This is a genomic window from uncultured Acetatifactor sp. (assembly GCF_948601915.1).
Lineage (GTDB): Bacteria > Bacillota > Clostridia > Lachnospirales > Lachnospiraceae > Acetatifactor.
Genome location: NZ_CAPDXS010000148.1, coordinates 1 through 12,848, shown reverse-complemented (window position 1 = coordinate 12,848; position 12,848 = coordinate 1). Strand labels below are relative to the sequence as shown.

The 12,848-nt window shown below is 54.1% G+C and carries 11 protein-coding genes; all 11 read right to left on the bottom strand.

Annotated elements, in window-relative coordinates; genetic code table 11:
• A partial coding sequence (locus tag Q2B33_RS19880) for a hypothetical protein (RefSeq protein WP_300797415.1) occupies window positions 1-388 on the bottom strand: 388 nt, incomplete at its 3' end.
• A gap of 730 nt (window positions 389-1,118) precedes the next feature.
• Window positions 1,119-1,970 carry a class B sortase gene (gene srtB, locus Q2B33_RS19875; protein ID WP_300564071.1) on the bottom strand — a complete coding sequence of 284 codons (852 nt, stop codon included), beginning with the start codon at window positions 1,968-1,970 and terminating at the stop codon, window positions 1,119-1,121.
• A gap of 77 nt (window positions 1,971-2,047) precedes the next feature.
• Window positions 2,048-2,509 carry a signal peptidase I gene (locus tag Q2B33_RS19870; protein WP_300815671.1) on the bottom strand — a complete coding sequence of 154 codons (462 nt, stop codon included), beginning with the start codon at window positions 2,507-2,509 and terminating at the stop codon, window positions 2,048-2,050.
• Between the two features lie 138 nt (window positions 2,510-2,647).
• The gene (locus Q2B33_RS19865) at window positions 2,648-3,649 is read right to left on the bottom strand and encodes a MucBP domain-containing protein (RefSeq protein ID WP_300564067.1); all 1,002 of its coding nucleotides are present in this window, start codon (window positions 3,647-3,649) and stop codon (window positions 2,648-2,650) included.
• A gap of 4 nt (window positions 3,650-3,653) precedes the next feature.
• On the bottom strand, window positions 3,654-4,472 hold the full coding sequence (locus Q2B33_RS19860) for a hypothetical protein (RefSeq protein WP_296456128.1): 819 nt from the start codon (window positions 4,470-4,472) through the stop codon (window positions 3,654-3,656).
• A 13-nt stretch (window positions 4,473-4,485) separates the two neighbouring features.
• Window positions 4,486-5,283: a hypothetical protein gene (locus Q2B33_RS19855; protein WP_296456124.1), complete on the bottom strand. Its 798-nt coding sequence runs from the start codon at window positions 5,281-5,283 to the stop codon at window positions 4,486-4,488.
• A complete protein-coding gene (locus Q2B33_RS19850; protein WP_300564064.1) occupies window positions 5,280-5,825 on the bottom strand; it encodes a hypothetical protein in 546 nt (181 codons plus the stop codon). Before Q2B33_RS19850 ends, Q2B33_RS19855 begins: the two co-directional genes overlap by 4 nt.
• Before the next feature lie 103 nt (window positions 5,826-5,928).
• Window positions 5,929-7,098 carry a DUF5979 domain-containing protein gene (locus tag Q2B33_RS19845; RefSeq protein WP_300564062.1) on the bottom strand — a complete coding sequence of 390 codons (1,170 nt, stop codon included), beginning with the start codon at window positions 7,096-7,098 and terminating at the stop codon, window positions 5,929-5,931.
• 86 nt (window positions 7,099-7,184) lie between these two features.
• A complete protein-coding gene (locus Q2B33_RS19840) occupies window positions 7,185-8,117 on the bottom strand; it encodes a class C sortase (RefSeq protein WP_300564060.1) in 933 nt (310 codons plus the stop codon).
• Window positions 8,118-8,317: 200 nt separating this feature from the next.
• Window positions 8,318-10,312: an isopeptide-forming domain-containing fimbrial protein gene (locus tag Q2B33_RS19835; protein ID WP_300564058.1), complete on the bottom strand. Its 1,995-nt coding sequence runs from the start codon at window positions 10,310-10,312 to the stop codon at window positions 8,318-8,320.
• A 100-nt stretch (window positions 10,313-10,412) separates the two neighbouring features.
• A partial coding sequence (locus Q2B33_RS19830; protein ID WP_300914196.1) for a fibro-slime domain-containing protein occupies window positions 10,413-12,848 on the bottom strand: 2,436 nt, incomplete at its 5' end.

Sequence of the window (12,848 nt, the reverse complement as noted above, 5' to 3'; positions counted from 1 at the left end):
GCACGTCGCCCTTGCGGAAGCGGTATTTGAAGTCGTCCTCCGGCCCGTATCCCGCACCGCTTTCCTCGTTCCCCTCCCGTATGGCCTCTATCTCCCTACCATAAGTCAGGCAGTCCATCTCCATCAGACGCCAGGGATAGGTCAGGTTCACGGTCTGCTGGTTCTCTATTCCCAGCAGGAAGCGCACGCCCCAGGCCCTGGCCTCCCCCAGGTAGTCCCTCTCCCGGAACGTCAGCCTCCCCTTCCTGTCCCGCATCGGCAGGAACCCGTCCCGCTGACGGCACTCCCAGTCCACCGGCAGCTCCTCCCTCAGATAGTATTCCAGTACCGCGCGTATCCTGTCCGGGCGCTTCATGTACACCCTCAGCGCATTGTTTGGTCCCCCCATGGCCTTCCTTTCCGCAGGGGGGCGCGGATGACGGTACAGCGCCGGAGGGCCCTCCTCTGCCGGAGCCCGCTCCCTTCCCCTGCCTATGTCGAATCGTTGGTCTTAAGCAGGGTGTTCTGAATGATAGAATGTCAGAAATTATAGTCCCGCGCTGCCTGGCGCGGCCCGAATGTCCTGCTTGCCGAATCTCTCCGGGGCTGCCGCCCCGTCTGATGGATTCAGTATAGCACAACTTTTTCCCCGGGGCAAGTTATACCTGAAAAATCTTCGATGCAATCAGTTGCCGCCTGCTTTTCAGGGCCGCCCTTATCCGAAATAACGTTCTGAGAAAGGGGGAGATGAATCAAAAATGACTGAAAAATTGTTTAGGTATCAACGTAGAGAAGGGAATACTATTCCCAAGGACTCAAAAGACTGTAAGAAAAATCGAAAAGACATTCTGTTTCGCGGATGTCCAGGAAATCGCCTTGTGGGATGGGAACAAGTCCGCCAAGCCAGGCCGAAAACGGAAAATGGTATCCCATAAGCAGGATTTACAACTGGATGCCATCATGCAGGATTTCATAATGAAATACTTTTAAAAGACGAATTCAGCAGATTTCTGGAGAGCTTGGTCTGCCGTCCGTTTCTTAGTAAAGAGACACTGTGGCAGTGCATGGAAGCCAGCCTGTAGCCAGGAGAACTCGCGTTTGGGACCTTCCCGGAAATCGCCCCATTCGGTTAGGGACCTTCAGTCCCCTGAGGCAGCGCTCTGCCCCGCCTCCCCAGGGACACCCGCCGCACTCCCTACCGGCACCAGCATCCCATGTATCACATACCTGGCGTCCTCGAAATCATAGGCGCAGGTGGAGAGCAGCACGTACTTCGCCGCCCCGTCCGGCTCCATGTCCGCGGTAAAATCTGACCTGCCCTGGACTGTCTCCAGGTACTCGTCGAACTCCCCGCTGGCCCCCTCGAATATCTGGTAGGTGTCCGAGCCAGCGGACGCGGTGTAGCCGCTGAATACTATGATTTTGTAGTCCTGCTCCGGCGTCAGGAGCCACATCACCGGATGCTCCTCGTAGAAGGTCTGATCCGCGTATTCCGCAAGCGCGGCGAACATGGAGCCGTTCTTCATGTGGTGCCCGTAGATGACCGTGTTGGCATCCGCGAAGCCCGGGCGGTTCTGTACCTCCATGAAGATAGCGCCGGAATTGCTGTCCGCGCCGTCAAAGCCGTGGTGGAGATAGAACTCATTGTCCTCCCCGCGGACCACCGGGTAGTTGATGGGCGTGTCCTGGCAGTAGATCCACCCGACAATGTCGCCGTTCACGGCCCGCAGCCCATCGAAGTCCACCCTGATCGGTGCGGTCTCTGTGCCCACGCTCCCCGGCGCAGAGCCCCTCTCCCCGGCTTCCGCCCCGTCCGTCCCCCCGGCGGCATCCTCCGCCCCGGTAGCCAGCGCCGTAAACTGCTCCGCAGTGTCGTCGTATGATTTATCGCTTATATAATATCTGTACAGCGTCATTCCGATGGAGGCCATGGAATACAGGAACACCCCCGCCACTGCCAGCACCACAACCCTTCTGATCCATTTTCCCATATGTCCCTCCTTCAGCCCTAAGGCACACAGCAGACATCCAGGCTCCAGGCCAGCAGTCCATCATCCATACCTCTCCGTCAGCCCTGCCTCCCCCGCAGCACCCCGGCCAGCATGTGGAACATGACGCCGCACAGCACCAGCAGCGCCGCGTAGAGCTTCCCCACGTTGCCCGAAACCAGCGTCATGATCCTGCCCAGCACAGGGAAGTGGTACACCACCTTCCCCTCCAGGCTGCCGTACTTCACAGGCTCCATGTCCTCCTTGCTGTTGGCGTCCCCCTTGGTGACGAATTCCCCTTCCACGTACCGGTTCTCCTCCACCCGGTGGGTGATGACCGAGCCGTTCTGGACGAAAGCTATGATGTCTCCGGCTTCCACCGTCTCCGGCTCCGCTGCCTTGACATAGATCACGCTGCCCACCGGAATCTCCGGCTCCATGCTCCCGCTGACCACCTCATAGATATTATAGCCCATAAGCCGCGGCACTGTCAAAGGGAAAAATGCCGCGATCACTCCCAGCAGGATCACAGTCCCGAACACGCTGCAAAGGGCAGGAAAAAATTTCCTACCCTTTCTGCCGGAAGAACCTATAACCGATTCCATATCCTCTGTCGTCATAATTCTCCTATTCTTCCAAATCCTGTTCCCGGAAGGGCTGCCCCTTCCGGGTGGATATGTTTATGATTCCCCTTCGCCCCTGTCCTTTTGCTTCTTCCGCCTCATGAACAGGAAATACCATGCGGCGCCTACAGCGGCCAGGGCCACCACGATGATTACCGGCACCGGAATGCCCAGCAGCCTGGCGTCAGAGCCCAGGAAATTGCTCGTAGGCACGGCATCCTCGTCCAGGTCCTCAATCTCATCGGGCCTCCCCAGGGGGGTATCGTCATCGGGAATATTCTCGTCGTCCTCCCCTACGGGATTCAAGCCGTCACCATCAGGCCCGGGAGCGTCCGGATTGTCCGCATCGGCTCCGCCCGGCCCGCCCCCCAGAGGGGTGTCGTCATTGGGTATCACCACGATGCCCGGGTTCTCAGGGGCCTGGGGGGTAGGAGGCACGGGCTCCGGCTCCGGAGCGGGCGTAGGCTCCCCGGGGGCCGGGGCAGGAGGCTGGGGTGCAGCCGGCTGCTCCGTCCTGGTGTACACGAAGGTGAACACATTCTCCGCCGGATCCTTCTTCAGGGTCTGGGTCATATTGTAGGCCTGGGGCGTCCATCCCTCGATGTAGATATACGCTACCACAGGGCGGTCGCCTACGTTTCCGTAATACGTCTCGCTGGGCGCCAGGGTGTTCCCCTCCGTGTCCACATAATTGATGGTGTAGGAAGTGGCGTCCCCCAGGATCCCGTATGCTATCACATAGTCCATGTCCCCGGTGACCACGAAAGAGGAGGTCTGGAAGCTGTCGCTGTTGTCCTTCCCGCTCTCCCGGATGCCCCGGATATAATACTTGCTGTTGTCATGCAGGTTCACGGCATTGTAGTAGAAATTGATGCGGTCCCCGTAATGGAGCTCCTTTTCCACCAGCATGATCTCCCCGTTCTGGAAGGTGCCCTGCTTCCCCGCGAAGAAGCGGACCGTATAGGTATATTCCTCCTCCCTGGCGGATGCCGGAAGGGCCGTGGTGAGCAGCAGACACAGGCACAGCGCGGTATACAATATCCTCTTCAGCGTCTTCATCCGTCTACTCCCCCTTCTTCTTTTTATGCTCTCTGAAACAATAGATGCAGTAGCCCAGAAGCATCAGCCCCGTGACGCCGCTGATGGCCGCCAGCAAAGGCAGCTGGCTCTCATCGCTGGTGCGCACTACGTCGGTCCTCCTGCCCGGTTCGGGCGTGGGCTGCGTGTCGTCCACAGGGGTGGGCGGGTTCCCCGGCTGGTTGGGCGTAGGCTGTGTGGGCAGGTCGTCCCGCAGCTCCACCGCGAAGTTCATCTGGAGATCCGCCAGGGTATCCTGGTAGCTGTTTCCTTGGGTCTCGCCGTCCAGCGCCACCTCCAGGGTGATGATGCCGCCCTCTCCATTGTTCACGGTATCCAGATAGAAGAAATCCTTCAGCGCGCTGGTGGCTCCATGGAGGCCTTCCAGCGTCTCCTCCACGGTGGTCCCGTTCTCGCCGCCTACCGTGTCGCTGTCGAACAGGGTCTGCACCGCTCCGGTATGATCCGTATAAGTGAGCCGATAGGTATACGCGCCGCCGCCAGTCTGGCTGTTGGCGCTCCTGTCCTCCAGGGAGTACAGGACCTCGTTCTGCATGTACCAGTCCGTGGCCGTGGGATTCTCGTTCTTCAGCCTCAGGGTGACGATCACATTGTCCCCGGGCTGCATGCCTCCCACCACGTCGTTGATGTCCGCGGTGCTGAAGGAGCTGACCATCTGCTTCTCGGCGTTGAACACCACGCTCCAGCTATCGTCTCCATAGAAGGTCTCCGCATGGACCGGCAGCGACATGGCAAGGGCCGTCAGACAGGACAACAGCCCCGTCCAGATTTTCTTGTTCTTCATGCGTTCCACCCCCCTATTCCACCAGGCTCAAGATACCGTCTTCGCCCACGGAAATCCGTTTGCCCCAGGCGCTCCATACAGCGTCCTCGGCATTGTGCTCCTGCACGGCGTCCACCTCTACCTCCACCCGGAAAGACACGCCGTCATAGTCGTAGGTGGTGACGATCGTCGTATAGTTTCCATTGGTCTGCGTCTCCTGGGACACCTTCTTCGCGATGCTGTCGTCGATGACGAGAGAGTCCGCGAACAGGGGCGTCTCGGAAGTCCCCTGCCCCTGGGCGTACAGGAGCTTGTTGTAATACAGGACAGTGCGCTCTTTGGTCCTGGCCCCCTCATCCTCGATCCAGTCCGTCCCCAGGTTCACCAGGTTCAGGTCGATCAGGTCCGGAGAAAGGTCGCGCATCTTCACGCCATTGGCATCCAGCCAGTATTTGTATATATTGACACGGACATATTGGTTGATGGTCCCGGTATTGCGGACCTTCAGCTCTTCCCTGTACTTCTTCCCCAGGGTCAGCTTCTCGCCCTCGGGGAGCATGCTCTCCAGCAGCACCCCCGTATGCTCGTTCCAGGTCCCGTCCCCGGCGCTGCTGTAGTCCCGCCAGGATATTTCCTTGTCGTTCTCCACCAGAGAGACGCCGATGTCGTACATCTGAATCCGGGAAGTATAAGTCTCGGAATAATAGGTCAGCGCAGCCCTGGTGCCCCCGATGGAGCCGCCCAGGAGCATGGCCACTGCCACCACGAACAGCGCCACGGTGACGATGGGCGATGCCGCCCTCAAACGCTTTTTCTGCTTCTTCTGCTTCATGCCTGGCCCCCTCCTTCCGTACCGCCGCTGACGGTGCTGCCGGTATCCAGAAGCTCGCTCCAGTCGGTCTCCTCCACCGTGTAGGGGCTTCCGTCCTCATGATACTTCACCGGCGTGCTCTCATAGATGACCACCACATTGAAGCGCTCCATCTCCTCCGGATCCGCCGGGATGTTCTCGATCCTGATATCCAGCCGTCCCGTGCTTGCGCCGCCGTTTACTATATTTCCGTAATAATAGTACCCGTCGCTGCCCTGGGTCCAGCCCTCGCCGGAGTAGACAAGCGTGTACTGGCTCCCGCAGAACGCTCTGGCGCGGATGTACACCGGCTCCGAACTCTCCACATTTTCAATCACCACATGCTTCGTCCAGTCCGTGAACTCCTCCGTGATCTCCGTCCTGTCCCCCAGCTGGATGGTATAGCCGCCTGCCGCCTCCGCATAGGTGGTAAAATAGGACCAGGCCTCACCGATTCCGGCAAAGGCCACTGCCGTCAGGGCCGCCAGAGCAAGGGCTCCAGGATAAAATCTCCTTCTCTTCATCTTCTTCTCCTTATTCCAGTCCCGCATGACACTCTACAGTACCAGCATAATACTGTACAGTCTCATGCTGCTTCCAGTTCCGCATTGGGCCATACATCTACTCTCAGTTCCCTGCAGGCGGCTCGCCCTGGTTCCCGGCGGCTTCCTGTGCCGGGCTGGAATACCAGTGCCACGCCCCAGCCTCCTCATCGTATACAAACTGGTTCTTGATTCCATGGCCATTGGTCCTACGGCCATCGTACTCGTTCTCGAACTCCACGGACACCACATCGTCCGCCGCTATCGTGGCCGTCCGGTCTCCCGGCACGGTGAGCTGATAGCTGGAGCCGCTGTACACCTCCCGGACCGTGACCTGGGCCATGGCCGGAATCCTGTCCAGCACCACCCTCTCCTGCCCAGCCGCCGTGAAGGTGATGCTCTCCACGTTGCTGTAGACCACCTGGTCGTCCAGCATGCCCGTGACCTCGAAGACGAAAGTGGCGGATTCCTGGACGCCCCCCATGGTCTCGTACTCGGAAAGGGTCTTGACGATCTCCAGGGAGCCGTAGCGGTCCAGCCGCTCCGGCTTCAGGTTCACGGATGCTTCAAAAATCCAGTCCCCCGGATTCGCCGTGTTGATGACGCCGTTTGCGTCCGCCTCCTTGGTAGGCAGGGAAACCAACTGGGGGAGGAACGCGTATGTGTACTGCTGGGAATTGGCTATGGTGGCGATCCGCTTGGACTCCTCCTGGGTCAGGGAATCCGTCTGCTCTATCTCTATCTTATAGTCCGCCAACTCCGTCAGGTTCCTGCCCCTGGCCACCAGCAGGTACAGGCCCGGCGCCAGGTTGCCCACCTTTGTGCCCGCAGACTCTCCGCTGCCGCTCACAGGGGTGCAGGGGGAAGCCGCGTCCAGGGCGATGGCGGCCGCCTGCTGGGCCGTCTCCTCCCAGCTCGCCGCGGGCTGCGCGCCCTCCTCCGGGCTGTCCGGAAGCTTCAGCGAGGCGTATTCCCCGGTCAGCTCGTAATGATAGGTATCCTGTCCCGATGTCTTCACGGCCCGGGCCACCTGGTACAGATCCACCACCACGTCCGCCCCTGCAAGATCCTCCCCGAAGCTGTCCGCCCCTTCCTTATGGGGATCCTCCGGATAGACGGTCAGGGAACAGCTTCCGGCCACGAACCCCTCGTCATCCGCCTCAAGAGGCGCCGCGATGCCCGCCATCGGCTCTGCGATGCACATACCGACGGCCAGGGTCAGCGCAGTCAGCAGATATATCCATCTTTTTTTCATGAGCAGTCTCCTCCTATTATTCGTTCCGTGACAGCCAGCCCGGCGCCGGATTCCGGCATGGGGTGGACGGCCACTGTTTTCCGGTTCTATTCTTTTTCTTCCAGATTTCCCTCTTCGGAGCCGTTCCTGCGGAGTTCCTCCAGAATCTCTTTCTTGCTCTTCCTGGGACCCTTGACGCTGCTGACGATCAGGGCAGTGACCAGCGTCACGAACAGAAGGGGAATCCCCACTGCGGGAATCACCACGTAATTCGGAATCCGCACCGCCTCCGCCACTACCACCACTTCACCGGCGATATTCTCTATGCGCTTGCCCCGCACCAGCATCCGGTGGGTGTTGACGCCGTAGGGGGTACAGGTGACCAATGTGCAGTAGTCCCTTCCGGGCTGTATGGCAAGCTCGTCTGTCTCCTCCGGCAGGACGATGCGAATCTGATCCACCATGTATGTGATGGTCTGGCCCATAACGTTCAATGTGAAGATATCGCCCTCCACCATCCGGTCCAGATCCGAGAACAGCTTGGCGCTGGGCAATCCCCTGTGGCCGGACAGCACGGAATGTGTCCGCTCCCCGCCCACAGGAAGGGATGAGCCCGGTATATGCCCCACCGCAATCTGCAGCACGCTCTCGTCCACGCTGTGGTAAACCGGAAGGTTCACACCGATGGCCGATATCTGCACATATCCCATGATTCCCGTGCCGCCGATGTCCAACATCTTCTCATACTCGGCATATTCCTCCTCGGTCAGGTCGAAATCCACACCGTTCAGAAGCTTGGTGTTGTAGGCCTGGGCCGCCTTGATGGCATCCTCCCTCTCCTGCGCGGACAGGTCTTCCACTGCCGTCACATATCCCGCAATCGCCTTTGTGGCGTGCATGGAATTCCACCAGTCGCTGATGGACGGATACAACAGGATTCCTACGCCTACCAGCAGTATAATGAATAATATGATTGTCGAAATCGAAGGGCCTTTTCTTTTCTTCTTCCCCTTCTTTTTCTCGGCCTCTTTTTTCTTCATAGGTTTCCCCACTCTGAGTTGATACGGCAGCTCCCGGCTGCTTACTGACGTCGGCCGGATCGGCATGTGATCATGTCGAATCCGTTGCTCGCCGCACACCGCGTGAAGGTGTCAGTTAAGTGCGGCATCCCCGGGGGCGGGGTTTCCGTCCCCGGGGTTTGTTGCTGTTCAAATGTGCTTAAGTACCGCAGCAATCCAGATTAGCGATTGCTCATGCGTTTCTTGGCAACCAGCAGGATGCCTGCTCCGATTACCAGGATACCGCCTACTACGTAGAAGATTGTGGTACCGATGCCACCGGTGGAAGGAAGGAGGGAACCGGACTGGTTGATTACATCCTGAGCGAAAATTCCATTATCGTTAGGAGTTACAGACTCGCCATTCCATGTCATTCCCCAGAAGCCGGGTTCATCACCTGTATTTACCACTTCGGGACCTCTGAAGCTGATTACAATAGTAATAGGCTCAAGCGTATTGAATCCTTCCGGTGTCACGGTCTCTGTCAAGGTATATTCACCTGCGCCAAGATCTTTGAAGGAAATCTTGCCATCTTTGCCAGTCGTCATTTCAATGGAGACATCAGCATCTACATAGGTAGTATTTGTTGCTGTCTTCTTCTCGTATTTTGTGTTTACATCAGCATAGTCATTGGCTGTGCCCTTAACAAGCTTGTAAAGAGTTTTGCCTATATAATCCGCCTTATTCTGCGGGACACTATAGGTTCCATCTTCATTTTTAATATAACCTGTTGTAGTTTGTGCTGTACCAACACCAATCTCTACATAACTAGTTCCTGTAGGAGCGGTCTCTGTATAGGTTCCGTCAAGCAGCAGATAGTAAGTTCCTTTCTCAGATGCTTCATAGTAATCTACTGTATTCAGGACAACCTGTTTGGAAGTACCTGTCAAAGTGAACTCAGCACCTGCCAACAGATGGTCTTCTGCAACAGAGTTTGCATACTTGGTGATATCCAGTTCGGTAACATAGGTCAGGGTCTTCTCGTCCGGAGTCTGGCCTAAAGCTTCACTATCTTCGTCCTTAGGCAGACCAGGTGTATTTTCTCCATCGGTACGCTCCCCGTCAAATGTGTCATCCGGATTGTTGGAATACTGCAGGTTCCAGGTGTTGGGGTTACCAGTCGTTCCAACGATTGCCTTATCGTTTATTGTTGCGGAATAGGTTACAACAATGTTTGCGCCAACTTCATAATCCATGATATTGGCAAATGCAAGGCGGAAAGTATATTCTGTACACGTCAGCTCGCCATCTACGTAGCAGCCCGCTTCATGCTCGTGGGTATAGACATAATAATCTGTGTCCTTTACTAATATCTTGTTTCCAACCTTAACCGCAATACTCCCAACTCCATCAAATGTCAGTCCTTCGCTCAACCTATCATTCATGATGAAGTAGTAGTAATTATAACCTACATGGTTCGGAACCTGGCTGGTAATCTCATAGGATACATGGGAACCGATGGACGCATTGTTGGCATCACCAGCCTCTGTGCCATTAATATAAACCTTCTTGTCACCACTGGGAACCTCAGATTTTACGGTTGCAGCTGCATCACCAACTACCTCCAGCATGAATCTGCTGTATGCACCACCTTCCGCTACGCTCTCATTCTTATCTTTAACCAGATAATAACCAGAGCCTGTCACGCTGATTTCAATCGGAGCACTGCTGACATTCCCCTCCTCATCCGTGTTACTTGCGGTACCTGCTACAGTTTGGGTCAGGTTATTTTCCACTACCCTAGCAAATGCGTCTGTCAACGTGGAATTCTGGACAGTGCTACTTCCAAATGCACTGCCGCTCAGTACTTCCGCAACTTGTCTAGCTGTGGTGCATTTGACGAATGCATTTGTCTTATCATCGCCTTCTCCCACAATGTTAAATGCGGAATCTTTTTTTAACGCAGCCAACAGCGCATCTCCATTCACGCCAGAACCCCATTCGATATTGGAGAGTACCTTACGTGTAACCGCATCTTCACCCTCTCCCTCCGTCACTTCGGCAAGGTCACCCTTAAAAATTTGGTAAGCCTCATAGGTGTGGCTTGTTTTATCGTTCTGGTTCTGAGTAACTGTAATCGTATGCTGGTTATTATCCGCAGCAAATACAGTCAGGCTCATTCCAACAACCATAGCCATCGCCAGCAATATGCTGACTATCTTTTTCATACGCTTCATAACTTTAATCTCCTTCCCTATTTTTACTTGTCTGAAGCCATGTGGGTAAGCTCCCACAAATTTACTGTTCCTTTTTCAGATTCCAGAGGATATCTCCCCCTCATCCCCTCCTTTCTCTGAATTTCTTTTTATACAGAAAGCCTGCGCCAAACAGAAAAGCCATGCCGCCTGCCATTGTATATAGGATTGTGCCTGATCCGCCGGTTTCGGGAAGTGCATAAGCATAATTTCTATACTTCACTACGCTCTGTACTCCGTCCTGGATTTGACCGCCTATCTCTCTTTCCGCTTCACCCACCAATTTATCCTTTGTTACTTTATTACCATTGTCGTCTCTTTCAATATCTGTATCATAGAATCCGCCAGTCTCTTTAATCGTATATTTCGTGCCTACAGGTATATAGCGGATTATGATATATTGATTATGTTTCAACGTAAAGTCGCTCCCCCCATGAAGAACCAGCCCGTATTGATCCTCTTCGGTCCCCTCTACAAGTTCATCTGCCGCTCCGTTCACTCCTTTCTGGTACTTGGCATAAGAATAATTATCAGCCAATGGCTTTCCCTGCGCGTCTGTGAGCTGGATATGAAACGTAAATTCTTTATCTGTGTCAATATTATCCACAGTCTTCTCAACTTTAAGCTCACCATAATCTTTCTTTGGTGGCTCTATGGTAGTAGCGGACGGCAAAGTGAACTGCATCCAGCAAGTGGAGCCTGAAGCACCTCGCTCTGTGTAAAAGAAGCTCAGTGTATGTTCTCCGGAACTTCCCTTTTCCAGGTAATCCCATAAATTCACATATTCACCCACTGATGAATGGACACCGCCAATATCGCAGACCAATTGATCATCCAGGAATACCCACATGTCATCATCACCGAAGAAATAGTACTCTAGTGGGCCAACATAATCCTCTGTCAGCTTGAATCCCACCTGATAAGACATACCAAAAAAGCTGTTGTGATTTTTTCCGTCATCACTGACTGGTAAATCTCCTGACGTAGCGCCGTCAAACTTCTGCTTTCCATTTCCCACAGGGTAGTTATTAGCATTCAATCCCGTTACCACCCCAAAGTTAATGTCTTTCCTCGTCTGCGAAGCTGCGTCCATAGGCCAAAAATTATTTGTCCAAATCGTATCGTGCACTTTCCCGTTACATGGAGACGGCTGGTTAAACTTCTGTAAATTACTTACGGTACTAGCCCCCGTCACCCTGGCAGTGGTTAACGTATACGTATCACCTTTACGTATAAACTCCAGACCCCCGTCATATACAGACTTGCCTTCATATGCCGTTGGCCCAAATAGATTTGCAGGCGCTTTTATACCAGACGCAAATACAACATTACTTCGATCTGCACTCACTCCTGTAACTAAGCCAAAAGTACAACCATAACCAACCCAATTGCGGCCTTTTTTACCATCTGGATCCGTATTATTGGGATTGTGCTTATTCAAACTGTTACCCTGCCACGTCGCTCCTCCAAAGCTAGTACCGCAGTTCACATTTCCGAAAGCATACTGTATGCCCTCCCCTACAAGCGTTGCTGCATTAATACCTCCCTTCTCCGTTTTCATTGTAGTAACACCGTTCTTTGTTGTCGTACTGCTACTAATATCATAATCATAAAACGAAGCACTGAAATTCTTATTGTCATTTGTCACATTATAGACCAGTCTGATTTTGGCATCCGAACTAATGTATACATACCCACTATTTCCACCTGGTGTCGCTGTAGCCGCTTCTTTCCGGTTGGTAAAATGCAAATCAGAACCATACTGATACTTTTCTATGTTGGCTGCATCATTCGTCCAATTCCACCAAGTCTTACTGCCATCTTCACTTACCTTTTCTTTTCTGTTCACCCAAACTTCTGCCAACGTATAACTTCCATTCTCAATCAATGCATTAAAGTAGTTAATCGTCGGCGCTTTGTAGTAGGTATAGGGTCTGCTTTTATATACCTGTGTCAGAGCTATTTTTGTATTAATGTTTCCGTCTGCCTTAATCGGAATGCTTTTTGAGGGCAATTCCGTTTTACTTCCATTTATAGGGAGTTTCCCACCCTCGTTCTTCCCACCATTGGACGTATCAATTACTATTAGTTTATTCGCAGCGCCTTTTTCATTAAGCACCTCCAGCTTCGCATAATAATATACTGTAAAGCTTGGATTAGGCTGTCCGGTGGCTGCCCGCAAGGCAAATGTCCCATCGGTCAACTCAATGACAATCGACTCATCTGCCTCATCATTGCCATTCTGCGCAACCGTCTCTGACACTCCTCCTATCGATGTAGTCTCTATCCCGCCGATTTGCCCATCATTCAGGATTTCAATGGCAGAGATAATCAAACCGCTCTGATCTTGCGTTTCTCCGCTGCCATCTTCTCCCATATCCCCTATGGAGCTATCACTCTCCTCTCCCTCTTCAGATTCTTCGGGATTCTCCATAATCTCTTCGCCTATGGAATCGCCTGACAATACACCTTCATCCCCAGAATTATCCGGCATCTGGGGAACAGGTTCATCTTCCAA

What these genes read in the sequence shown, in the direction of transcription:
- Q2B33_RS19840 (WP_300564060.1), bottom strand. Translation starts at nt 8,117, where the DNA reads ATGAAGAAAAAAGAGGCCGAGAAAAAGAAGGGGAAGAAGAAAAGAAAA.
- Q2B33_RS19845 (WP_300564062.1), bottom strand. Translation starts at nt 7,098, where the DNA reads ATGAAAAAAAGATGGATATATCTGCTGACTGCGCTGACCCTGGCCGTC.
- srtB (WP_300564071.1), bottom strand. Translation starts at nt 1,970, where the DNA reads ATGGGAAAATGGATCAGAAGGGTTGTGGTGCTGGCAGTGGCGGGGGTG.
- Q2B33_RS19835 (WP_300564058.1), bottom strand. Translation starts at nt 10,312, where the DNA reads ATGAAGCGTATGAAAAAGATAGTCAGCATATTGCTGGCGATGGCTATG.
- Q2B33_RS19850 (WP_300564064.1), bottom strand. Translation starts at nt 5,825, where the DNA reads ATGAAGAGAAGGAGATTTTATCCTGGAGCCCTTGCTCTGGCGGCCCTG.
- Q2B33_RS19860 (WP_296456128.1), bottom strand. Translation starts at nt 4,472, where the DNA reads ATGAAGAACAAGAAAATCTGGACGGGGCTGTTGTCCTGTCTGACGGCC.
- Q2B33_RS19855 (WP_296456124.1), bottom strand. Translation starts at nt 5,283, where the DNA reads ATGAAGCAGAAGAAGCAGAAAAAGCGTTTGAGGGCGGCATCGCCCATC.
- Q2B33_RS19865 (WP_300564067.1), bottom strand. Translation starts at nt 3,649, where the DNA reads ATGAAGACGCTGAAGAGGATATTGTATACCGCGCTGTGCCTGTGTCTG.